The following is a 23,276-nucleotide window of genomic DNA, read 5'->3' as shown; positions in this document are numbered from 1 at the left end:
AATGATCAAAAAATTTAGCTTTTTAAGCCTATTAATGGGCATCGGTCTTGTTACGACTGCACAAACGGGAATAGCAACAGCTGTAGACCAATTACCATTAACCGGAAAGAATACGCAATATCTGAATAATAGGGCTCCTTTAAGACAGAATGCCTTGCTAAAATTACCCGTGGGCAGTATCGTCCCGGAAGGTTGGCTCGGGAAGTATTTGGAGCTGCAGAAAGATGGTCTTACAGGCCATCTGGGAGAAATTAGCGCTTGGCTATCGAAGAAAAATAACGCTTGGTTAAGTACGGATGGGAAAGGAGATTATGGCTGGGAAGAAGTTCCTTATTGGTTAAAAGGCTACGCTAATTTGGGCTACATCTTAAAAGATCCTAAGATAATAGGAGAGTCAAAAATTTGGTTAGAGGCTGCGCTAAAAAGCCAGCGTCCTGATGGATACTTTGGACCATTGATCCTACGTAATAACAAACCGGATCTTTGGGGAAATATGTTGATGCTATGGTGTTTGCAGTCCTATTATGAATATAGCGGTGACCAGCGTGTTTTAACGTTGATGACCAATTATTTTAAATGGCAGGCCAATTTGCCGGATAGTTTTTTTCTCAAGGATTATTGGGAAAACAGTCGTGGTGGTGACAATTTGCTATCCGTATATTGGCTCTATAACAGAACACAAGGTAATGAATGGTTGATGGATTTAGCGGATAAAATCCATCGGAATACAGCCAATTGGCGGCAGAAAGATGATTTGCCCAATTGGCATAATGTCAACGTAGCGCAGTGTTTTAGAGAGCCAGCAACCTATTATCTGAAAAGCCAGTCGACTGCAGATCTTAACGCAACCTACGATAATTTTCATTTTGTCAGACAAGTATTTGGTCAGGTTCCGGGCGGCATGTTCGGTGCCGATGAAAATGCACGTCCGGGATATACCGATCCCCGTCAGGGTGTGGAAACCTGTGGAATGGTGGAGCAGATGGCTTCCAATGAAATCCTTCTCGGGATAACAGGCGATCCTTTTTGGGCGGATCATGCGGAGGAAGTTGCTTTTAATACCTACCCAGCAGCTGTGACAGCCGATTTTAAAGCATTACGCTATATCACGAGCCCTAATATGACTATCAGCGATAGCCATAATCATGCTCCCGGGATTGATAATAATGGGCCATTTTTAATGATGAACCCTTTCAGTTCACGTTGTTGTCAACATAACCACAGTCAGGGCTGGCCATATTACGCGGAGCATCTGTATATGGCAACAAATGATAATGGTGTTGCGGCAGTACTTTATGCCGCATCAAAAGCTGAAATCAAAGTCGGAAACAATCAAGCCATTCAGATTAGACAAGAATCCAATTACCCATTTGAAGAATCGCTGCGATTTGAAATAGGAACACAGGCTAAAACGGTTGATTTTCCCTTTTATCTCCGTATACCTGCCTGGGCGAAACAAGCCAAAGTAACGGTTAATGGTAAAAGTCAGGCTCTAGAAGCTGGAGCAAAATATATTCGGATTGAACGGAAATGGAAAGACGGCGACAAGGTCGAACTCTCCTTGCCGATGACCATAGATCTGAAAACATGGACTGCCAATAAAAATTCAGTTAGTATCCAGCGTGGACCACTGACCTATGCACTCAAAATCAAAGAGAATTATGTGAAAAAGGATAGTAAGGCTTCGGCAATTGGGGATTCTAAATGGCAGGAGACTGCAGATCCATCAAAATGGCCATCCTATGAAATCCTTCCTGCAAGTGACTGGAATTATGGACTTGTACAAAATCAGCTACAAGCTGTTGACCAACTAAAAGTGATCAAACGACCATGGCCTAAAGATGCATTTCCTTTTGAGGCAGAAGCAGTACCTATTTCGATTCTTGTGAAAGCGAAACGTATTGATGGCTGGAAAATTGATGAAAATGGACTAACGGGCGTATTGCCCCTGAGTCCGGTGGAAAGCAAGGGCGAGGTGCAGGAAGTTGAATTGATTCCCATGGGAGCAGCACGTTTGCGCATTGCTGCTTTTCCAACTGTGAAATAATGTAAATACGATATATAAATTAATGACTTAACGATTTTTTATGATGAAGAAAACCTTACTTTTTGCCAGTTTGATGATGGCAGCACAATTGAACTTTGCTCAGGATTGGAAACCCGCAGGGTCACATATATTAACCCCTTGGGGCGAGAAAGTAACGGCACAAAAGCCACATCCTGAATATCCTAGACCGCAATTAACCAGAACCAATAACTGGCAGAATTTAAATGGACTATGGAAATATGCTGTCACTCCAGTAGGTACTAAAGAGATTCCTCGTCAATGGGACGGCAATATCCTTGTTCCTTTTGCTATTGAATCGGCATTGTCCGGTGTTGGTAAAGAGGTCGGAAAAGATAAAGCGTTATGGTATAATAATACCATAACATTGGACAAGTCTGTCAACAAAAATAAGGTCCTGTTGCATTTCGGTGCCGTAGATTGGCAATGTGATGTGTATGTAAATAACCAATTGGTCGGAAGACATGAAGGTGGTTTTGATCCATTTTCGATGGACGTGACAAGCTTTCTAAAGAAAGGCGCAAAACAGGAAATAGCCATTCGGGTATGGGATCCGACTGATGATGGTCCACAACCCAGGGGTAAACAGGTGAATAAGCCGAATGGTATATGGTATACACCAGTGACGGGAATTTGGCAGACCGTTTGGTTAGAAAGTGTCCCCCAAACTTACATCGTGAGTACCAAACAGACTCCGCGTTTGGATGATGGAGTCTTGGCCTTTCAGGCTTCCGTAGAAGGAAGTCAAGCCGGTGACGAAATAAAGGTGCGTGCATTGGATGGCGGAAAGGTTATTAAAGAACAAACAGGACAACCGAATACATCGTTCGATCTTTCGGTACCTAATCTGGAGCCATGGTCCCCAAGTAACCCTAAGCTCTATGATCTAGAAATTCAGCTGATTCGAAAAGGAAAAGTCGTAGATCAGGCGAAAAGCTATTTTGCCATGCGGAAAATAGCCATGCAGAAAGACGAAAATGGCGTTCAACGTTTAATGCTAAACAATAAGTTTACTTTCCAATATGGTCCATTGGATCAAGGCTGGTGGCCAGATGGTCTACATACAGCACCTACGGATGAAGCGCTGAAGTTTGATGTTGTCAAAACAAAGGAAATGGGATTCAATATGATCCGTAAACATATCAAAGTTGAACCGGCGCGCTGGTACCGTTACTGCGATAGTATAGGTATGCTTGTCTGGCAAGATATGCCTAGCGGCGATCTTGGGGGAAATCATTGGGATATGCAACCGGGAAAGATTTCGGGAGGAAATAGGGATAAAGTACGTTCGCAGGAATCTGAAGGGTATTACAGAAAAGAGTGGAAAACCATTATGGAAGTGTTGCACAACTATCCAAGCATCGTCATTTGGGTACCTTTTAATGAGGCTTGGGGGCAATTCAAAACGAAGGAAATAACGGAATGGACAATGGCCAATGACCCTTCAAGACTCGTAAATAGTGCCAGCGGTGGTAACTTTATGGAAACTGGACATATCTTGGATATCCACAATTATCCCGATGCAGCCATGCCTGATCCAAATTTATTCGGCGCTAAACAAGTGCTTGCTTTGGGTGAATTTGGTGGTCTGGGATTACCGATCGATGGGCACTCCTGGCAACAAAAAGACAACTGGGGATACCAAAGTTTTAAAAATAAAACGGAATTATTGGAGCGCTATAAACGTCTGATCCATGACTTGACACGTCTAATTCCTATGGGATTGTCTGCCGCTGTTTATACACAAACAACAGATGTGGAAGTAGAAACAAATGGTTTGATGACCTATGATCGTAAAGTTGTCAAAATGCCTGAAGCAGAATTAAAAGCTGCACATCAGGCGCTTTATAATGCACCTACCAAATAATTGATAGCGATATGGCCGCAACACGGGGTGCGGCCTAAATTTATCGCTGAAAGTATACCTGTCAACCTAAACCTGTTTTATACAAAATCAATGAAATTAAAATTACTAATTGCAACGGCTATTGTATGTCAATCGGTATCGTCGTTTGCACAAAAACAAATCCTTAAGAATGATCTTCGCGCGCCTGCCTATCCTTTAGTAACAATTGACCCCAATACAAGTGCCTGGTCGTATAGCAACGAATTGAATGCGGATGTTGTACGCCATTGGACCGGAAAATCCTTCCCCTTATTGGGCGTCCTTAAAGTGGATGGGAAACCCTATCGCTTCTTAGGTAAAGAAGAAGCTGAGCTCTTGCCTTTGGCACGGATGGGTGAACATGCGGCTTGGACCGGACGTTATGTTGTCAATGAACCCGCCCCAGACTGGATGAAACCTTCATTTGATGCACGGCAATGGAAGACGGGGGCAGCGCCATTTGGTACCAAGGATAAAGAACCCAATGTGGAGACTGATTGGCAGGAACCTAAAATTTGGATTAGAAGAGAAGTTGACCTGAGTGAGGATCTTACAGGCAAATCCGTATATATCGAATTTACACATGACGATGACGCTATTTTGTACGTCAACGGTATTGAGGTTGCTAATACAGGCAATTCGACAGGTAAAAATAGTCGGGTCAAGCTGCCCGATCATGTCGTAAAAACATTGAAGAAAGGAAAAAATATACTCGCGGGTTATTGCTATAATAGGGTAGCTAATGGATATTTTGATTTTGGACTCTTTACAGAAAAAGAAGGTAGTATTCAATTCGACAATGAAGCGAAGCAGATCGCTTCCAATGTGCAGGCAACACAAACACATTATTCGTTTAACTGCGGGCCGGTCGATTTAAATATTACATTTACTGCACCGATGTTTCTGGATAAATTGGACTTAATGGCTAGACCCGTAAATTATCTTTCCTATACGGTCCATGCGAAGGACGGCAAGGAACACCAGGTACAACTTTATTTGGAGGCAGCACCAAATTGGGCACTGAATTCTCCACTTCAAGATGCTGCAAGCAGTTCCTTTGTTTCAGGAAATCTCCAGTTTGTAAAGACAGGAAGCAAAAGCCAGCAGGTTCTAGGAAGGAAAGGTGACGACCTACGGATAGATTGGGGGTATTTCTATATGGCTGGTGCAAAATCAAAGACAAAGTCCGCGGTCGGAAGTAGCCATCAATTACGGTCTAATTTTCTGAAGAGTGAAAATAGCTCTTCTTCAAATGGAGGACAACAATTGGCGCTGATGCAAACTTTTGATGTCTCATCAAGCTACCAGGATAAGATCTTGTTGGGGTATGATGACCTGTACTCCATCCAATATTTTGGACAAAATTTACGACCTTATTGGAATACCAATGGAAATAGTTCCATTGAGAAACAATTTGAACTGGCCGACAAAGAGTATACTGCTCTCAAAAAGGCTGCTGATAAATTTGATGCCGAATTATGGGCTACAGCTTTGCGCAACGGAGGTGAGGACTATGCTGCATTATGTGCCTTGGCCTATAGGCAGGCAATCGCCGCTCATAAACTTGTAAAAGCACCCAATGGCGATCTGCTTTTACTGTCTAAAGAAAATGACAGCAATGGGTCAATAGGAACTGTTGATGTAACCTATCCTTCGGCTCCGATTTTCCTTTACTATAATCCGGAACTGGCAAAAGCACTAATGAACGCCATTTTTTATTATAGTGAAAGCAATAAGTGGACAAAACCTTTTGCTGCACATGATGTTGGGACCTATCCTTTGGCGAATGGCCAAACTTACGGTGGAGATATGCCTGTCGAAGAATCGGGAAATATGTTGATATTAACTTATGCTTTAGCGAAGGTCGAAGGAAATGCCGCTTATGCCAAAAAACATTGGAAAGTGTTGTCTACCTGGGTAGATTATTTAGTAGATAAAGGTCTTGACCCCGAAAATCAATTGTGCACAGATGATTTCGCGGGCCATTTTGCGCATAATGCCAATTTATCAATTAAAGCTATTTTAGGTATTGCATCTTACGGTTATCTAGCCCAAATGCTTGGTGAAGAGGCTACGGCGAAAAAGTATCTGACCGAAGCAAAGGCAATGGCTATGAAATGGAAAGAGATGGCTGAAGATGGGGATCACTATAAGTTGACTTTTGATAAAACCGGAACCTGGAGCCAAAAGTATAATATGGTCTGGGATAAATTGCTTAAGATGGATATTTTTGACCCCTCTATTCGTGAAACTGAAATTAAATACTATCTCGGCAAACAAAATAAATACGGACTTCCCCTGGACAATCGTCAGCCTTATACCAAAACCGATTGGATTATTTGGACGGCGACCATGGCAAATGACAAGCCTACCTTTGAGGCATTTTTAAAGCCAGTCTACCATTTTATGAACGAAACAACAGACCGTGTTCCCATGTCGGATTGGACGTATACAGACCGTCCTAAGAGAGCTGGATTTAAAGCAAGATCCGTTGTTGGGGGCTATTTTATCAAAATGTTGGAAGAGAAATTGGGAAAAGCAAAATAGCTTTTCCTGTGATGAAGAAAATAATATAAAAAAATAATAAGATGTTGAATGCAATGTTGTTCAGATATTGGATCGGCGGAGTTGTCGTACTGAACTTGTTGAGCTCCTGCGGAAGCTCTCCAGGTTCAGTTAAGCAGTCTGGTCAAATAACAAATGCTACGGCTCAGCATAAGACCTACAGCAATCCGGTTTTTGAGCCTATACTTGCTGATCCTACAGTCGTTAGAGATCCTCAGAGCAAAATGTTCTACGCATACGGGACAGCCGACAATTGGGGCGATGGAAAGGGACAGCGTTTGGTGTCTATTCTACAATCGGCTGATCTTGCTCATTGGACCTGGATTGGAACGGCCTTCAGCTCAAAACCGAGCTGGAAAGCCGAGGGGGGAATCTGGGCACCAGATGTGGTGCGGTTAAATGGTAAGTATATCTTATATTATGCTTATTCAACATGGGGAGACCCCAACCCCGGTATCGGTGTAGCCCTAGCCGATAGACCGGAAGGCCCCTTTATCGATCAAGGTAAACTTTTTGATAGCAAGGAGATCGATGTACCTAATTCAATAGACCCTTATTTTTTTACAGAAAATGGGCAGAATTATCTGTTCTGGGGTAGTTTTAGTGATGCGAATACGCAGGGAACATATGGTGTTGAACTCGATGAAAATGGGACTGCGGTACCCGATTTAACTAAAAAATTTAAAGTTGCTGCTGGGGATTTTGAAGCTGTGGTGATCCATAAACGGAAAGGATATTACTACTTTATCGGATCCAAAGGCTCCTGTTGTGAAGGAGAAAAAAGCAGTTATCATGTTCTTGTGGGTCGCTCTCGCAAGCTGAAGGGACCTTATACCGATCAAGAGGGGCGTAATCTTACACAGCGGGGGAGTGGAACGTTGTTGTTAAAGGGAAATGATCAATTTGTGGGGACAGGTCATACTTCGCGCATTATTACAGACGATAAGGGAAAAGATTGGATACTCTATCATGGCATGGACCCAAAGCAGCCTCGTGTTGCGACGGGGGGAAATCGTCGGATGCTATTTTTGGATCAGATTATCTGGGATAAGGACTGGCCCAAAATTGAAGGGGCAACCAGCAGTGTTGCAGCGCAACGGGCCCCAACGTTTAATTTTAAATAGAATTTTCAATAGCTAGCAGCAGAGGCCTACCTTTGTGGGCCTGGATTTTCGCTGTCCATAAAAAATATGATACATCAAACGAAGAAACATTTTGAACTTCTTGACGCCATGCGTGGGGTGGCCGCAATTGCAGTCGTACTGTTTCACTTTATGGAAATTGCACAACCGGATTATCGCAATAATTTTATTCCACATAGCTATTTAGCCGTTGATTTCTTCTTTTGTTTATCGGGTTTTGTAATTGCCTATGCCTACGATCAGAAGCTGGTTACAATTGGTCTAAAACGATTCTTTCTTTTGCGTTTGCTAAGATTGCACCCATTGGTTATAATCGGTACATTAATTGGTTTATTTGCATTTATTTACGACCCATTCAGTAATTTGGCCAGCTCATTTTCCGTCTTACAGAAGATAGGGATGTTCATTAGTGGGATAACGTTGATTCCATACCCAGCTGTACCAGAGCGATATTTTAATCTTTTTCATTTAAACCCACCTACATGGTCGCTATTTTGGGAATATATCGCCAATATAGCCTATGCTTTGATACTGGTACGGATTCCAAAAAAGGTTCTTTGGGGAATAGTGCTCCTCGGTGCGGCAGCGCTATGTGCCGAATCATTTCGTTCCGGCTATTTAGCTGTAGGTTTTGGGGCAGATAATTTTTGGGCTGGGGGAATCCGTTTATGGTTTTCATTTTCAATGGGACTACTTATTTTTAGGTCGAACTGGACTATTTCGAACAAGCTTCCTTTTTTCAGTGTTCTTGGTCTGCTTGCTGTCGTATTTTTCATTCCGTTTTCTGATGTTTATGGTAAGTACATCGATCCTATTGTCGTTATCTTTTATTTTCCTTTATTGCTCATGCTGGGGATAGGAGGACTACCTGTTTTTGGAGGGGTCAGGAAGTTATGCAAGTTCTTAGGTGATATTTCCTATCCGCTCTATATCATTCATTATCCATTTATCTGGATTTTTATGAGCTATGTGGAGCTCCATCGCCCATCGAATAAGCAAATGGCTGTGATTATTATAATTGGAATGCTGTCGTTGATTTTTTTAGCTTTATTGGTCTTTAAATATTTAGATGAGCCTATTCGGAAATATTACAGCCGGAACTAAACTAAATGGCGATGAAGCCAGGTACTGATGAACTGGAATACCTCCATTTTGCAGTCTTCATTTAAAATTTCATGCCGCATGCCTGGATATAATTTAATGGTTATGTCGGTCTGCCCCTGTGCAATTAACTGCGCTACGCTCTTTTCAACGCCCATTCCAAAATCTCCAATTGGATCATCCTGTCCGCTGATAAATACAATTGGAAGATTTTTTGGGATATTCTTGGTAGCTTCGATATCTGTCGCTTGCAAGGAAAGATCTAACACGGTATGAAATCCATTGTTGGTAAACAATCCCCCACAAAGTGGATCTTCCAAAAATGAAATACGGTTTGTCTTGCTTACGCTTAACCAATTGCTGTTATTTTGGTTGGGCTCGTTCTTAAATCGAGCATTATTACGCCTGTCAAAAATACGGTTGATCAATTTACTTCTTCTTTTTGGGGCAATACTATTGAGAAGAGTGAGTAAAAGGCGAAAAGCTGTGGAACCTTTTTGACGTTGGCCTGTCCCCACGATAATGGCCCCCTTATATTGCTGGCCAATTTTTTGTAAAACGCAGCGTGTGACAAAGGATCCCATGGAATGCCCTAAAATAAATTGAGGCGGTTGCGGATATGTTTTTCTCAAGAAATTACTCATTGTAATGGCGTCATCAATGAGTTGTTCTTTAGCCCCATGCTGTTTAAAATACCCCAATTGATCGGCATCTAGAGCTGTCTTTCCATGACCCAATTGATCGTAGGTTAAAACCGCAAAATTCTGTGTAGTCAGATAATTGGCCAATTCTTCATACCGACCACTATGTTCCTGCATGCCATGTACCAGGAGTATTGTTGCTACTATCTGATTGTCGTCGGGTACATACAAACGATAGAAAATTTTATGTTCATTTTCAGTCGTCGCGCTGATTGTATAAAAATTGGATGCTACCTTGCTCATTATACCTCTTTATTTTAAGTAAACTAAGATAATTTTAGTGCATTTGCAAGTTTAACAATCTTCTTTCCGATTTTGTTCGGATGAGACCGAAAGGCTTTAAGGGCAGTTGATCAATGAAAATTAGCACGATTAATTTTTGTGGTTTGGGAATATTTTTTAGATTTGCATTAATTTAGAATTAATTTAAATAAACTAGTTATTCTATTTTAAACATGGGCTTCTCTGTATGCAGAAATTGTTGTACAAAATCGAATTCGGAAAGCTCCCTTGTTCTTAAAATATACGCATTTACACTTATATTCTGATGAAACCAGCACGATGTATTTCGACCCAAGTTATCGTATGACTGTAGCTCAATTTGCCGAATAATTGAGTGGGAATGAATAGGCCATGTTACTTCATCAACTTCAAAAGACAAATAAAAGGATGAAAAAGACACTTTTAGCAGCTTTATTATTCGCTGCAACTTATGCACAGGCGCAAACAAATTCGTTAATGAACGGCGAGTTTTGGAAAGGTAAACCTACCTTGACAATTGTTAAAGAAGAAATCAGCAAAGGAAATAGCCCTTCTCAGCCTAATGCGGCATCCTTTGATCCAGTCACAATGGCGATATTAAATGGCGCTCCGACGGATGTTGTCAAGTTTATGATCGAACAAGAAGGGAATAGTGTAACGAAGAAGACGCATCACAGCCGTAGTTATTTACACTGGGCAGCGTCAAGTGGAAATGCGGAGCTTGTCGAGTTTTTAATTGCAAAAGGATCGGATGTCAATTACCAAGATAGCCATGGTTACCCAATTATTGCTTATGCAGCTTCGACAGGAAATACAAATACTGCCGTTTATGATGCTTTGTTTAAAGCGGGTGTGAATCCCAAGCAAAAATATGAAGGTGGTGCTACATTAATGATGCTTGCAGCGTCTGCAGACAAGGACCTTGCATTGACGGATTATTTCATTAAAAAAGGATTATCTATTCAAGATAAAGACGAGTCGGGCCGTACAGTGACGGATTATGCGGCTAAACTTGGAAATACCGAGCTCATGGAGAAATTCATCGCCCGTGGCGTAAAACCAACCAATAATGCGTTATTTTTTGCGACTCAGGGTTCCAGACAAGCATCGAATGGTTTGTCGGTTTATACCTATTTGGTTGAAAAGTTCAAATTGGATCCCAAGGCTGTAAATAAAGAAGGAGCGACAGTGCTGCATGCTTTAGTTCGCAGACCAGATATGGCCGTGATCAATTATTTTTTGGATAAAGGTGTAGATGTCGCAAAAGCGGACAACGAAGGAAATACAGCGCTTATGGTGGCTGCTAGTGGTAAGGATGCTAAATTGGTCGAGCTGCTACTTGCTAAAGCGAAGAACGTAAATGCAGTAAATGAAAAAGGCGAATCTGCATTGACCAAGGCTGTAGCGAATGGGGCCCCCGAAATCGTGGCATTGTTGATTAAAGATGGAGCCGATATCAAGCTATTGGATAAGGAAGGTAATAACTTGGCCTTTTACTGGTTTAATTCCTACAGAGAATTGCCTCAGGGCGGCAGACCCGGTGGACAGGGAAATGCTTCACAAGGGGATGAGTTTAAAGAAAAATTAACGATCCTTAAGACGAATGGATTGGACGTTGTTGCTCCGCAAAAAAATGGTAGCACATTGTATCATTTGGCAGTAGCGAAAGAGAATGTGAAGCTTATCCAGAAAGCCAGCGAACTTGGAGCAGATATTAATGCACAGGATAAAGAGGGAACGACGGCACTACATAAGGCAGCTCTCATAGCGAAAGACGATTCCTTGCTAAAAACATTGGTTTCCCTTGGTGCAAAAAAGGAATTGAAAACAGAATTCGATGAAACGGCTTATGATTTGGCGAAAGAAAACGATTTCTTGTCTAAATCCAATGTGCAGCTTGACTTTTTGAAATAAAATTAGATACAACTGAAGATGAATAACATAGTTAAAACCACGATAGCCACCCTTTTATTTTCGATGGCAGCCCTAAGCTCTTTTGCACAGGCAGCTAAATATAAGTGTATGATCCAAATGAATGCCTATGAAGGTGAGAAAGCCTACGTGGTGATTTCACTGATTAATCCTAGTGGAGCTTACGAAAAAACACTCGCCGTATTGGGATCTGATAAACAATGGTATAATACAATCAAGGAATGGTACAAGTTCCAAAATAAAACCAAAGAAAAGCTAAATGCGGTGACGGGCGCGTCAGTTGGTGGCGGTGACCGTGCCATGCGGACATTGGATATTGATGAAACGAAGTTTAACAAAGGGTATAAACTCCGTTTTGAATCTGCTGTAGAGGAACAAAAATACCATACTGCTGATGTTGAAATTCCTTTGACAAAGGAGGCTATCACTGAAAAAGCTAATGGCAAGGGATATATCAAACTTGTTAAGTTAAATAAAGTACAATAAGAAAAGGGGTAAAAATGCTGGTATCTATTTGGAGGTATGCACATTTAGCCTTAGCTATTGTTTCTTCTATCTTTTTACTTTTATTATCGATAACTGGCGTAATATTGGCCATTGACGCCGTTAACGAAAAAATTCCGCCTTATCGGGTTGAACATATTGAAACGTTAAACCTTGCGCAGTCAGTAACAGCTTTGCGCAAGGTTTATCCTGAAATCATAGCGATCTCGGTAGATCACAATCAATTCGTGAGCATTGATGCCATAGACGCAGATGGCAACACCGTGAAAGGTTATATCGATCCGAATACGGGGCGTCTGCTGGGTCCCCAATTGAATAAGTCCCAATTTGTTCAATGGATTACAGCTTTACACCGCTCACTCTTTCTTAAAGTGACCGGTCGGGTGATTATTGGTGTGGTTTCATTTCTGTTGTTTCTTATTACTATTTCAGGAATTATTCTGATTGTCAGGCGTCAACAGGGAGTTCGACATTTCTTTGCTAAAATCAACCGGGACTTTTTCGCACAGTATTTCCATGTTGTTTCAGGACGTCTATTTTTGATACCAATTTTGATATTGGCCCTAACAGGTACCTATTTATTTCTGGTGCGTATTGAAATCTTAAAAAAGCCGAACCAAACAATTGAATATCCCAATAAGATGAAGGAAGATATTCAATTGGAGGTGGCAAAATTTTCAATATTCCAAAATACAAAACTTGTCGATTTGAAGACGTTGGAGTTTCCGTTTATGGAAGACGATCCTGAGGAGTTTTTTATATTGAAGCTTCGCGATCGGGAATTGACCATAAATCAGTTGAATGGAAGCTTGCATAAAGAAGTAAAGTATCCCTTTACAGCATTGGCCGAACAGTTTTCTTTGGACCTCCATACGGGCAAGACCAATATCATATGGGCCATTATATTGGGGCTCGCATCTTTGAATATTGTGTTCTTTATTTACACGGGCTTTGCAATCACATTCAAGCGCAGGCGTACTAAAATCAAGAATAAATATAAACCTGAAGAAGCAGAGATTGTTATTCTTTTCGGAACGGAAAATGGAAGCACGCTGTTTTTCGCCAATCAGATCCATAAACAACTCTTAGCGGATGGGCAAAAATCGTTGCTGCTCGGAATGAATCAATATCAATGCTTTCCAAAGGCAAAACACTTGCTTGTGTTTACCTCAACATACGGGCTAGGAACTGCACCATCCAATGCACTTCAATTTGAACATAAGCTCAACAGCCATCCGCAAGAACAAGACGTACAATTTTCAGTTCTGGGCTTTGGTTCAAAAGCCTATCCCGACTTTTGTGCCTATGCGCGCGAAATTGATCATTTATTAGAAAAACAAGCCTGGGCTTCTCGACTAACAGATTTACACACAGTTAATGATAAGAATGTTGATGAGCTTATTTCATGGATACATCAGTGGTCTGCTCAGACCAATATTGCATTAGCTTCTGCACCGGCTATTTATAGTGCTAAAGTCGTCGGATTGACGAGATTTAAGGTGATAGCGAAGTCTACTGTTTCAGCTAGTAACACGACCTTTACTTTAGTCCTGAAACCTTCAGGTAAAATTAAAATGCAATCGGGGGATTTACTGGCAATCTATCCCGCGCAAGATCAACGTGAACGTTTTTATTCGATAGGTTACAAAGACGGTATGGTTCGGCTTGTGGTGAAATTGTTTCCTGATGGATTTGGCTCGAGCTTCCTTTATCGATTGGAACCGAATCAACCCCTGCAGGCACGTGTCATGGTTAATCCAAGTTTTCATTTTCCGAAAGCGGCAAATGCCGTTGCTTTAATTGCGAATGGTACAGGGGTAGCACCTTTTCTAGGCATGATTTCAGCGAATGAAAGTATGACACCTTTGCGTCTGTATGCTGGTTTTCGCCATCGAAATGAAATGACAGCACACTATATAGATTTTGCTGATGAGCAGATAAAGCTGGGACATCTGAAACAGCTTGAACTGGCTTTTTCACGCGAGGAAAATGCACAATATGTCATGGATTTGATTCGTCGGGATGCGCTATATTTTGTCGAATTGCTTGATAAAGGAGGTTGTATATTGCTTTGTGGAGCATTGCGTATGCAGCATGATGTTGAACATACTTTAAATGAGCTACTTTTGGAACATGTCGGCAAAACTATTGCAGTCTATAAAGAAAATGGACAGATCTTAACCGATTGTTATTAGTAAATTGGTGGTACAATAGTATATCCCATCGGTAAAACTGCTTTTGGTACACATCGACTTTTTAATCCCTTTTTCAGATCAATCTCATGAAGAACAATAAACACTGTGGCCTGCTTTTAATTCTCTGCTTTGTATCCATTACTTCAGGGATTGCGCAGGTATTGGTAAAGCGACAGGTTACCCTTATGGGCTCTGTTTTCGAAATTAGCTTGGTAGATCGGGATAGCTCGATTACAAATCAGCATATCGATGAAGTCATCTCCGAAATAGATCGAATAGAAAATCTGATTTCAGAATGGCGTCCGCAAACCCAAATAGCAGCGGTAAACCGCAATGCAGGGATTAAGCCAGTTAAGGTGGATAGAGAAGTGTTTGAACTAACACAACGTGCAATCCAATATGCTCAAAATTCAGGTGGTGCTTTTGATATCAGTATTGTTGCGTTAGATAAAGTTTGGCTATTTGATGGCAGCATGACCACAATGCCCTCGGAAGAAGTGATTAAGAGGTCTGTCGAGAAAGTTGGTTATCAACACATTCGCCTCGATAGTGCGGCTTCGACAATTTTTCTGGAGTTACCGGGTATGAAGATCGGTTTCGGCTCTATTGGGAAAGGCTATGCGGCAGATAGGGGCAGGGAAATAATGAAAGCAAAAGGGATTGAAGCAGGTATAGTGAATGCTTCTGGTGATCTGTCGGCTTGGGGAAGCCCACCCCAGGACGATGCATGGAAAGTGGGCGTAAACAATCCGTTCAAAGCCCATCGAATGGTCAAAGTTCTTCGTTTGAATGAAATGGCCGTAGCAACTTCGGGCAGCTATGAGAAATATGCGGAGATTAATGGAAAACGTTATTCACATATTATAAATCCGGTGACAGGTTACCCAGCTACGGGATTAACTTCAGTGACGATTTATGGACCCTCAGGGGAAGTCGCAAATGCACTCAGTACGTCAATAATGGTACTGGGCGAGAAAGAAGGAAAAAAATTGATTCAGCGTTTTCCAGCATACCATTATATTTTTATTACCGATAAAGGTAAGGTCATTCAGCAGCGCCGGAAATCTTAAACCATGGAACTACTTTTTTATGTTGCATAAAGTGTATAGAAAGCATAGCCTATTAGCTGATTATCTAGTATATTTATGCGAACAAAGCGTATACGAAAGACGACGAAAAAAGAATGTGTGATGTTGTTCATCCGTTGGAAGTCAGCAAGAAAGTAGATCCTTGAAAATAATTTAAAGTAAAAGTTCGACTAGTTCGTCTATGCTGCTATGGACATTGCATACCAAAATCATATGGCAGAAAAAAATTCCAGATCATTTACGGATATCGTTAAGACTTATGGAAGTCAACTGCTACGTTTTGTTAAGGGGAAAGTAAAGAAAACGGAGGATGCAGAAGATATCTTACAGGAAGTCTGGTATCAATTTAGCCGTTTGACCAATATGGACGAACTGGAGAATGCGGGAGCATGGCTCTATGCTGTCACACGGAATAAGATTACCGATAGTTATCGGAAAAAGAAAAATGAATCACTTGATGATATGATAGCAGGTGATGATGATAGTGAAAGTACTTTCCCTATTCGTCAGTTCCTTTTGGCCGACGACTCCAATAATCCCGAGCTAAAATTATTTAAGGATATTTTTTGGGATGAGCTGATGAAAGCATTGGAGGAATTGCCGGAGAAGCAGCGTCGGGTTTTTGTGCTGAATGAGCTGGAAGAGAAAACACTTCAAGAAATTGCCGTTATGGAAAATGAGAACCTCAAGACGATTATCAGTCGAAAAGGGTATGCCGTGAAGCACCTGCGGGTACGGTTGCGAAGTTTGTATGAAGAATTAAAATTTTAAAAGGATTAAGCTATGAATGGAAGAATGAATAGACAGCGGAAGGGTAAATTCGCTTTTATGTTTGTCGCTATTACCATTGGTGTTTTTTTGTTGGTAGCCTTACTACAATATTTATGGAATACATTAATGGTTGATATTTTCAATTTAAAAACAATTACCTATTGGCAGGCATTGGGACTCTTTGTTTTGTCAAGAATTCTGTTCGGCAGGGGTTTTGGTAAACCTGGAGGGGGGAGATTTCGAAAAGGTTTTCCGCGTCAGATGGAAAAAGGAGAAGATCTTTCCGATGAGGAAAGGGAGCGTTTGAGGGCAGAATGGAAGCGTCGTTTTGGAGGACGATGTGGATTCTAAAAAAAGAATAAAAATTTTAAAGTAAAAACTGTTGTTGGGCGTCTTCTTCTATAAAGGCGCCTTTTTTTATGCCGGTATCCTGATTCTAAGGGAATAGCAGAACGCGATGTTCTGTCAGAATGGATGTTGGACAGCATAATAATTAGTTACAAAATACGAATGGTCAAGGAGAATGTCGTTTTCAATCAGATGAAAATGGAGGAAGCCAGCAACCATTTTACAAAAAAGATGTATTCAAATGAAAAATAAACTTCGATTTATATTGCCTCGCCTGATTGTGCTTACGGCAATAGCTGGATTAGCAACCTTGATTATTGGGACGATCTTTAAACTCTTATTGTTTGGGACAGTTCTCTTCGGAATAGGAAGCTTCGCGGCAGCAAGAATGCGTAGGAGAGATAGACAAGCATTCAAAATGGATAGGACTCCGGTATATCCGAATGTTCACCGTCATTACAACACTGCGGTCGCTATCGTACCATTACAAGGACAAAAACGTGCTAGGAAAGCAACGATAGTTCCCGTTTATTAAGGTTAAAAAACTGCAAAGACGAAGCAATTCGTCATGTATTAGTTCAACGTATTATTCAATATTAAAAATTAAAGACATGTTTAAAAGAGATCATTATACCAGAGGATATTCAAATCATAACAAATTTTGCGGACAACATTTTAAAGACCGTTTTGAAAAATTTCAACAACATTTTTTTGAAAGTGAAACCGCACACAGTGGTGGCGGACAGCAATCTGTTCCTGTAAATATTGTAGAGAATCAAGAATTCTATGAAGTACAGCTTTTTGCTGCTGGCCGTAAGAAGGAACAATTCCAAGTCAGTATAAATGACGGAATACTAAAAATTTCATGTACAGAGAATGCACAGGACAATGCCATAGATTATATTTATAAAGAGTACGATGGAATGGCATTTGAACGTGAATTCCAATTGAATGAACAAGTGCTTACAGATAATGTGCATGCGAGCTTCGAGGATGGGGTATTGACTGTCATTCTTCCAAAAGATCTTGAAAAAGTAATACGACCACAAGAAGTTGCTATTGATTAGTAAAAGCCAGTTTTTGATTTGGGCGCACATCAAAGTAAAGGTTGCTTATGTGCGTAAACTTAAATCAGCATAAGGGCTAATTTTGAAAAAGGACAGCATCGAATTTTGCTGTCCTTTTTTTATGGTTTACCTCCGGCCTCCACCCAAAGCAGCATATATATTTACTAAATGGAAAAAAACTAATACCAAATTATACCTAATAACAATTTTTAATCAGTTTTTAGACAGTAATTAGTCACTATTTATTCAGTCTACACTGAGTAATCACTGAGCAAACACTGAACAAGCACTGAACAAGTACTGTTGAAAGGTATAATTTGATTACCATCATATCTTCGTTTGATTGACAGGTATAAAGGTTAGGGATTATGATTTTATGCAGATATTGATCAGCTTATGTCTATTAAGATGGAGACAATATTCCTAGTTGGTTTGTGCATCTGCTAAATTGGCTTCTGCCTGTGTAGGTGAGGCTTGCTGTTATTGTAGCTTGTATAGCGCTGTGTCAAGTTTATTTAGATGTTATGACAGCTATTCAGTTCTTTTAAGTTTTTTATGTAGTTGTTCTCTACCAAATCGCCAAAAGAAGTAAAACAAGCCAATAACAACGATTATAGCCATAAAAGGCACAAATATGGCGAGTATAGTTAAGATCGTAGAACCGATGGTTTCCATTGTCGAAATCATAAAATTACCAAAACCGGCCGTTCCTATCGAAGAGGCAGCTCGGGTGCCTGCCAGGGCCGTGCTAATGGTTGCTGCAGTACCGCCACCGGCGATTATGGCCATAGCCCAGCGGAAAAAAGGAGAAATATCTGTAAACTGTATAGCGAAAAGTAAAGTACCGGCTATGGTTGCTAAGGGGATGGATAGGCTGTCCAATATGTTGTCTATAAAAGGGATGTAATACCCCGCTATTTCCAAAATCATGGCTATACTTGTTGCTGCTAAAACAAGCGGTGAACCCGCCCAGGCTAATTCATTGCCAACTTGGAACAATTCCAGCCGACAGCCAAGACTCAATAAAAATAAGGGCATGAAAATCCGGAAGCCAGTGGCTGCCGCCAAACTCACTCCTATAAAAGCACTCACCAAAAATGTAGAAAGTTCACTCATGGCCAATATTTTTTGATACAACCTAATTGTAGAATAATAAAAGAATGGCTTTTGTTTTAGCAATGCTAAAAATCCGCGTTTTCTGGAGTCTCGCTAAAAGATGATTTTCAAGTTTTTATATATCTGATAATGGTGTATATAGATTTTGATTATAGTGTATCAAATCATTCGATGTACAAGTGGTAGTGCATTTATGTAATTTTATGAAAGTGGAAGTCAAACAATTTGATCACTTAAGGTATTATATAAATAAACTTTCTTTTCATATGGACAACAACGAAAAAGACATTAGCAAATGCCCATTTCACAATGGTACTATGCGCAACGCCGTTGCGGGAGGGGGAACTCAGAATCAGGATTGGTGGCCAAATAGACTTCGTGTAGATCTGTTGAGACAACATGCGAGCAAGTCAAATCCGATGGACGAAGGCTTTGATTATGCAGAAGCATTTAAGCAGTTGGATTTAGAAGCTGTAAAAAAAGATTTGCATGCATTGATGACCGATTCACAGGATTGGTGGCCGGCAGATTTTGGTCATTATGGACCATTATTCATCCGGATGGCTTGGCATAGTGCCGGTACCTATCGGGTAAGCGATGGTCGAGGCGGAGCTGGGTCTGGTCAGCAACGTTTTGCACCCTTGAATAGCTGGCCTGATAATGTGAGCTTAGATAAAGCGCGTCGCCTGTTGTGGCCTATCAAACAAAAATATGGTAAAAATATCTCCTGGGCAGATTTATTGATCTTAACCGGTAACGTCGCTTTGGAGTCTATGGGCTTCAAAACTTTTGGTTATTCCGGTGGGCGTGTGGATGCTTTTGAACCAGAATTGGATGTATATTGGGGCTCTGAAACAACATGGTTAGGCGGTGATATTCGTTATGCACATGGTTCAGAAGGCGTAGTTGAAGCACATGGTGTTTTGTCTGCCGATGATAATGCAGATGGTAAGCAACACTCACGTAATCTTGAAAAACCGTTGGCAGCGGTACAGATGGGGTTAATTTATGTTAATCCAGAAGGACCGGATGGAAACCCTGATCCTATAGCGGCTGCAAAAGATATACGAGATACTTTTGGTCGGATGGCTATGGATGATGAGGAAACTGTCGCTTTGATTGCAGGTGGGCATACTTTTGGAAAAACTCACGGAGCTGGACCTGCCGACAATGTCGGAAAAGAGCCTGAAGCTGCCGGTATAGAACAACAAGGATTAGGTTGGAAAAGTACTTACGGCAGTGGAGTAGGTGCTGATGCAATTACTAGTGGACTGGAGGTCATTTGGACACAAAAACCAACGGAATGGACCAACCTCTTTTTTAAGAATCTGTTTGAGCATGAATGGGAATTGACAAAAAGCCCAGCAGGGGCACACCAATGGGTCGCCAAAGGCGCCGATTCGAATGTTCCAGATCCTTTTGATCCAAATAAAAAGCGCAGACCAACGATGCTGACGACAGATTTATCGTTGCGTTTTGATCCAATCTATGAAAAGATCTCGCGTAAATTTTACGAAGATCAAGATGCGTTTGCTGATGCATTTTCTCGTGCCTGGTTTAAGTTAACCCACCGTGATTTGGGGCCAAGAGAGCGTTATTTAGGTGCCGAAGTTCCTGCTGAGGAATTATTGTGGCAAGATCCTATACCGGCTGTCGATCATGTTTTGGTCGATGCGGATGACATTAGTACATTGAAATCCGCCCTATTGAAGGCGGGACTAAGCTCTGCCGAGCTCGTAACGACGGCTTGGGCGTCAGCTTCTACATTCCGTGGGTCGGATATGAGAGGTGGTGCAAATGGTGCTCGAATTCGTCTGGCTCCGCAGCGGTATTGGCAAGTTAATAATCCAGCACAATTGCAAAAAGTTCTTACTGCGCTGGAGCAGATTCAGCAGGATTTTAATGGAAAACAACAGGGCGGAAAGAAGATCTCATTGGCAGACTTAATTGTCTTGGGCGGTGTTGCCGCGATAGAGCAGGCAGCTCGTGCTGCTGGGCATGATATCAAAGTACCGTTCCGTCCTGGGCGTATGGATGCGACACAGGAACAGACTGATGTAGAATCAATGGGTTATCTTGAGCCGATTGCGGATGGATTCAGAAACTATCGCAAAGGGGCTTATACCGTGTCTACGGAATCGTTATTGATTGATAGGGCGCAGTTGCTGACCTTATCGGTTCCTGAATTGACTGTCCTTATTGGCGGGATGCGTGTTCTTCAAGCCAATTTTGATGGTTCTCAACTAGGCGTAATGACTGACCGACCTGGCCAACTGACCAATGACTTTTTTGTTAATCTATTGGATATGGGAACAGTTTGGAAAGCAATCTCTCCGGATCGGGAAGTTTTTGAAGGATCAGATCGTAAAACTGGTATTAAAAAATGGGAAGCAGGAAGAGCAGACCTTGTTTTTGGTTCAAATGCTGAACTAAGAGCCGTTGCCGAAATATATGGTAGTGCCGATGCAAACGAAAAATTTGTACAAGATTTTGTGAAGGCGTGGAATAAAGTGATGGAGCTGGATCGCTTCGATTTGCATCGCTAATGAATAAAAATTAAGCCGTTCAAGAAGCCAGTCTCCTATCGAGGCTGGCTTTTTATGATTTTGCTATTGGAGAAAATATTTTGTATTTAGCTGCGACAAAAAATACCCAATTTTTGCCTCTAATATCATTTTAATCTCACTTTAACCAAATTTTAATTTAATATATATAGAATTATGGAATTTTCTTTGGGTGTTTCCTATTTTGTGAAATAAAATTCAAGATTTGTGCTACTTTTTCTTCTTTGATCGGTAGTAACTTTGTATTGGTTTCAAAGGAATCTTTGATACTTTGTTACGTTAAAGCTATGTGGAAGCACTTTATTTTTCTGTTTGCAGCACTGTTATTATCATTTAAAATTTTAAATGCAAACAGTCTTGTACTGAAAAGTGATAGTTTTAAATCCTCGTATTTATCTTCAAAAAGTCCTTCAGAACACGCGGGAGATTCACGTATAACCCATTTTCCAAAAGATCATAGCCACTTTTGTTCACTCTACCCATCGCTTCAATCCATTGTTGCGGAAATGGACGTAGAAGTAGCACAAGATTGGTTAATGGATCGTTGGTTGGTTACTGTTGATTTGCTTTGGCATGAACTACTGCCATCCCCATTGCAGAAAGACTATCGGTATGAACATACCTTAGATCTTGAGCCTATACCCATAGCTCGATTTTTGCTGTTTGAGCAAATCAAAATTCCATGCTAAGGCGTAAGCTTTTCTTCACATCAGACAGGCAAAGAAATCTGCCATTTCTTTTCTAAATTTATTTATTTCTTAAAATATACCAATGCACGAGCTAAGTATAGTAAAGGATATTTTTGATACGTTGACCTCGCATTATGAGGCTAGGGTAGATGATATTCAAAAAATTCAAGTTACAGCAGGATTGTTATCCAACGTTCAGCCTGTATTGATCCAAAATGCATTTGATGCTTTTATTGCTGAAAATACGCAATACCAGGATATGGAAATGGAGGTCGTTGTAAACGATATCATTGCATACTGTGAACATTGTCAGAAAAATTTCCCTGTTCATTTTCATCGATTTGTCTGTGACTGCGGACAACCCTCCAGCACAATTGTTCAGGGAAATGAACTCTATATTTCAAAAGTAATTTTTAAACAAGACTAAAAAATCGTTTATCATGTCAGACAATACTCCAAATCCTAAAAGTTTAGGTAACCGTGTAGGTTCGGTTCAATGTGAAAATACAACACTACATTTATTAAAAGCAAATGATTTTGTCGCAAAAGCCATCCGCGATAGACTGAAAGATGTCTGTGTGATCAATGTATGCTCTTCTCCGGGGTCAGGTAAAACAACCTTGATGCAAGAGACGGGAAAACGTTTGTCGAAGGATTTGAATATTGCTGTTTTAGTGGGCGATCCAGAAACTGAACGCGATGCGGTACGTATGCGCGATGTGGGCATCAATGCCTTGCAGATTGTCACTGGAGGAATGTGTCATATTGAGGCACAAATGATCTTACAAGCCCTGGATCATATTGATATTGAAGGAATAGATCTGTTGTTTATTGAGAACGTCGGGAACTTATTGTGTCCATCAGCATTTGATTTGGGTGAAGATTACCGCGTAACCTTATTGGCGACAACAGAAGGGGATGATAAACCAAAAAAATACCCACGTATGTTTTTAACAAGCGAATTGATGTTGGTTTCCAAAGCGGATTTATTACCATATGTACCTTTCTCCGTGGATGCGGTAACGAAAGACGCGCGCGAGGTAAATCCCAATCTGGAAGTTATTACAATCAGTACATTAAATGGTGACGGCCTTGATACCTGGTGTGATTGGTTAAAAGAAAGAGTTCAGGCAAAAAAAGATCAATATAAAGCGCTTGAAGTAAAATAATGAACAACAGATAAAATGAATAGGATAATAATGATCCATGTTTTATTGTTATCCTGTTCAATGTTGACGCAATAGTGCTGTTTTTTGAGGAAATAAATAGCACTGAAAACAAA

General features: G+C 40.9%; 19 protein-coding genes. 17 read left to right on the top strand and 2 right to left on the bottom strand.

Annotation, left to right across the window (positions count from 1 at the left end; translation table 11 throughout):
* The first annotated feature begins 1 nt into the window (after nt 1).
* From IQ31_RS16055 to IQ31_RS16035, 5 genes are all read left to right on the top strand, one after another.
* Nucleotides 2-2,047, top strand: a complete 2,046-nt coding sequence (locus IQ31_RS16055) for a beta-L-arabinofuranosidase domain-containing protein (RefSeq protein WP_088162268.1) — start codon at nt 2-4, stop codon at nt 2,045-2,047.
* Between the two features lie 40 nt (nt 2,048-2,087).
* The gene (locus IQ31_RS16050) at nt 2,088-3,932 is read left to right on the top strand and encodes a glycoside hydrolase family 2 protein (RefSeq protein ID WP_232475567.1); all 1,845 of its coding nucleotides are present in this window, start codon (nt 2,088-2,090) and stop codon (nt 3,930-3,932) included.
* 90 nt (nt 3,933-4,022) lie between these two features.
* Nucleotides 4,023-6,497, top strand: a complete 2,475-nt coding sequence (locus tag IQ31_RS16045) for a glutaminase family protein (protein WP_145328675.1) — start codon at nt 4,023-4,025, stop codon at nt 6,495-6,497.
* A 41-nt stretch (nt 6,498-6,538) separates the two neighbouring features.
* Nucleotides 6,539-7,639, top strand: coding sequence for a family 43 glycosylhydrolase (locus tag IQ31_RS16040; RefSeq protein WP_232475566.1), 1,101 nt, complete (start codon nt 6,539-6,541; stop codon nt 7,637-7,639).
* Nucleotides 7,640-7,705: 66 nt separating this feature from the next.
* On the top strand, nt 7,706-8,761 hold the full coding sequence (locus IQ31_RS16035) for an acyltransferase family protein (protein ID WP_088162265.1): 1,056 nt from the start codon (nt 7,706-7,708) through the stop codon (nt 8,759-8,761).
* On the opposite strand, the gene IQ31_RS16030 is transcribed toward IQ31_RS16035, so the two are convergent.
* Complete coding sequence (locus IQ31_RS16030; RefSeq protein ID WP_075993458.1) at nt 8,758-9,702, bottom strand: alpha/beta fold hydrolase; 945 nt, start codon at nt 9,700-9,702, stop codon at nt 8,758-8,760. The two genes, IQ31_RS16035 and IQ31_RS16030, sit on opposite strands and share 4 nt — an antisense overlap.
* Nucleotides 9,703-10,128: 426 nt before the next feature.
* On the opposite strand from IQ31_RS16030, the gene IQ31_RS16025 reads away from it, so the two are divergent.
* The 8 genes from IQ31_RS16025 (at nt 10,129) to IQ31_RS15990 (ending at nt 17,625) form a co-directional block, all read left to right on the top strand.
* On the top strand, nt 10,129-11,634 hold the full coding sequence (locus IQ31_RS16025; protein WP_115050911.1) for an ankyrin repeat domain-containing protein: 1,506 nt from the start codon (nt 10,129-10,131) through the stop codon (nt 11,632-11,634).
* An 18-nt stretch (nt 11,635-11,652) separates the two neighbouring features.
* A complete protein-coding gene (locus IQ31_RS16020) occupies nt 11,653-12,138 on the top strand; it encodes a DUF2271 domain-containing protein (RefSeq protein ID WP_075993457.1) in 486 nt (161 codons plus the stop codon).
* Nucleotides 12,139-12,152: 14 nt separating this feature from the next.
* On the top strand, nt 12,153-14,351 hold the full coding sequence (locus IQ31_RS16015; RefSeq protein WP_088162264.1) for a PepSY domain-containing protein: 2,199 nt from the start codon (nt 12,153-12,155) through the stop codon (nt 14,349-14,351).
* An 86-nt stretch (nt 14,352-14,437) separates the two neighbouring features.
* Nucleotides 14,438-15,421, top strand: coding sequence for an FAD:protein FMN transferase (locus tag IQ31_RS16010; protein WP_208734288.1), 984 nt, complete (start codon nt 14,438-14,440; stop codon nt 15,419-15,421).
* A gap of 231 nt (nt 15,422-15,652) precedes the next feature.
* The gene (locus IQ31_RS16005; protein WP_198385939.1) at nt 15,653-16,210 is read left to right on the top strand and encodes an RNA polymerase sigma factor; all 558 of its coding nucleotides are present in this window, start codon (nt 15,653-15,655) and stop codon (nt 16,208-16,210) included.
* 12 nt (nt 16,211-16,222) lie between these two features.
* Nucleotides 16,223-16,561: a hypothetical protein gene (locus IQ31_RS16000; RefSeq protein WP_201667731.1), complete on the top strand. Its 339-nt coding sequence runs from the start codon at nt 16,223-16,225 to the stop codon at nt 16,559-16,561.
* 238 nt (nt 16,562-16,799) lie between these two features.
* Nucleotides 16,800-17,093 (top strand): hypothetical protein, encoded by a 294-nt coding sequence (locus IQ31_RS15995; RefSeq protein ID WP_075993452.1) that lies wholly within the window; start codon nt 16,800-16,802, stop codon nt 17,091-17,093.
* A 76-nt stretch (nt 17,094-17,169) separates the two neighbouring features.
* A complete protein-coding gene (locus tag IQ31_RS15990; RefSeq protein ID WP_145328673.1) occupies nt 17,170-17,625 on the top strand; it encodes an Hsp20/alpha crystallin family protein in 456 nt (151 codons plus the stop codon).
* A gap of 531 nt (nt 17,626-18,156) precedes the next feature.
* On the opposite strand, the gene IQ31_RS15985 is transcribed toward IQ31_RS15990, so the two are convergent.
* Complete coding sequence (locus IQ31_RS15985) at nt 18,157-18,741, bottom strand: DUF4126 domain-containing protein (RefSeq protein WP_088162262.1); 585 nt, start codon at nt 18,739-18,741, stop codon at nt 18,157-18,159.
* Between the two features lie 266 nt (nt 18,742-19,007).
* Between IQ31_RS15985 and katG the strand changes: the two genes are divergently transcribed.
* The 4 genes from katG (at nt 19,008) to hypB (ending at nt 23,163) form a co-directional block, all read left to right on the top strand.
* Nucleotides 19,008-21,287 (top strand): catalase/peroxidase HPI, encoded by a 2,280-nt coding sequence (gene katG, locus IQ31_RS15980; RefSeq protein WP_145328671.1) that lies wholly within the window; start codon nt 19,008-19,010, stop codon nt 21,285-21,287.
* Nucleotides 21,288-21,592: 305 nt separating this feature from the next.
* Nucleotides 21,593-21,994, top strand: coding sequence for a hypothetical protein (locus IQ31_RS15975; RefSeq protein ID WP_088162261.1), 402 nt, complete (start codon nt 21,593-21,595; stop codon nt 21,992-21,994).
* 82 nt (nt 21,995-22,076) lie between these two features.
* Nucleotides 22,077-22,421, top strand: a complete 345-nt coding sequence (locus IQ31_RS15970; RefSeq protein WP_088162260.1) for a hydrogenase maturation nickel metallochaperone HypA/HybF — start codon at nt 22,077-22,079, stop codon at nt 22,419-22,421.
* Nucleotides 22,422-22,434: 13 nt separating this feature from the next.
* Entirely contained in the window at nt 22,435-23,163 is a 729-nt protein-coding gene (gene hypB / locus IQ31_RS15965; RefSeq protein WP_075993447.1) for a hydrogenase nickel incorporation protein HypB, read from the top strand.
* Nucleotides 23,164-23,276: the final 113 nt, after the last annotated feature.

Source organism: Sphingobacterium siyangense (genome assembly GCF_007830445.1).
Classification (GTDB): domain Bacteria; phylum Bacteroidota; class Bacteroidia; order Sphingobacteriales; family Sphingobacteriaceae; genus Sphingobacterium; species Sphingobacterium siyangense.
The sequence above is the reverse complement of the archived record's forward strand: the minus strand, read 5'-3'. Positions and strand labels throughout refer to the sequence as shown.

What these genes read in the sequence shown, in the direction of transcription:
- IQ31_RS16055 (WP_088162268.1), top strand. Translation starts at nt 2, where the DNA reads ATGATCAAAAAATTTAGCTTTTTAAGCCTATTAATGGGCATCGGTCTT.
- IQ31_RS16050 (WP_232475567.1), top strand. Translation starts at nt 2,088, where the DNA reads ATGATGAAGAAAACCTTACTTTTTGCCAGTTTGATGATGGCAGCACAA.
- IQ31_RS16045 (WP_145328675.1), top strand. Translation starts at nt 4,023, where the DNA reads ATGAAATTAAAATTACTAATTGCAACGGCTATTGTATGTCAATCGGTA.
- IQ31_RS16040 (WP_232475566.1), top strand. Translation starts at nt 6,539, where the DNA reads ATGTTGAATGCAATGTTGTTCAGATATTGGATCGGCGGAGTTGTCGTA.
- IQ31_RS16035 (WP_088162265.1), top strand. Translation starts at nt 7,706, where the DNA reads ATGATACATCAAACGAAGAAACATTTTGAACTTCTTGACGCCATGCGT.
- IQ31_RS16030 (WP_075993458.1), bottom strand. Translation starts at nt 9,702, where the DNA reads ATGAGCAAGGTAGCATCCAATTTTTATACAATCAGCGCGACGACTGAA.
- IQ31_RS16025 (WP_115050911.1), top strand. Translation starts at nt 10,129, where the DNA reads ATGAAAAAGACACTTTTAGCAGCTTTATTATTCGCTGCAACTTATGCA.
- IQ31_RS16020 (WP_075993457.1), top strand. Translation starts at nt 11,653, where the DNA reads ATGAATAACATAGTTAAAACCACGATAGCCACCCTTTTATTTTCGATG.
- IQ31_RS16015 (WP_088162264.1), top strand. Translation starts at nt 12,153, where the DNA reads ATGCTGGTATCTATTTGGAGGTATGCACATTTAGCCTTAGCTATTGTT.
- IQ31_RS16010 (WP_208734288.1), top strand. Translation starts at nt 14,438, where the DNA reads ATGAAGAACAATAAACACTGTGGCCTGCTTTTAATTCTCTGCTTTGTA.
- IQ31_RS16005 (WP_198385939.1), top strand. Translation starts at nt 15,653, where the DNA reads ATGGCAGAAAAAAATTCCAGATCATTTACGGATATCGTTAAGACTTAT.
- IQ31_RS16000 (WP_201667731.1), top strand. Translation starts at nt 16,223, where the DNA reads ATGAATGGAAGAATGAATAGACAGCGGAAGGGTAAATTCGCTTTTATG.
- IQ31_RS15995 (WP_075993452.1), top strand. Translation starts at nt 16,800, where the DNA reads ATGAAAAATAAACTTCGATTTATATTGCCTCGCCTGATTGTGCTTACG.
- IQ31_RS15990 (WP_145328673.1), top strand. Translation starts at nt 17,170, where the DNA reads ATGTTTAAAAGAGATCATTATACCAGAGGATATTCAAATCATAACAAA.
- IQ31_RS15985 (WP_088162262.1), bottom strand. Translation starts at nt 18,741, where the DNA reads ATGAGTGAACTTTCTACATTTTTGGTGAGTGCTTTTATAGGAGTGAGT.
- katG (WP_145328671.1), top strand. Translation starts at nt 19,008, where the DNA reads ATGGACAACAACGAAAAAGACATTAGCAAATGCCCATTTCACAATGGT.
- IQ31_RS15975 (WP_088162261.1), top strand. Translation starts at nt 21,593, where the DNA reads ATGTGGAAGCACTTTATTTTTCTGTTTGCAGCACTGTTATTATCATTT.
- IQ31_RS15970 (WP_088162260.1), top strand. Translation starts at nt 22,077, where the DNA reads ATGCACGAGCTAAGTATAGTAAAGGATATTTTTGATACGTTGACCTCG.
- hypB (WP_075993447.1), top strand. Translation starts at nt 22,435, where the DNA reads ATGTCAGACAATACTCCAAATCCTAAAAGTTTAGGTAACCGTGTAGGT.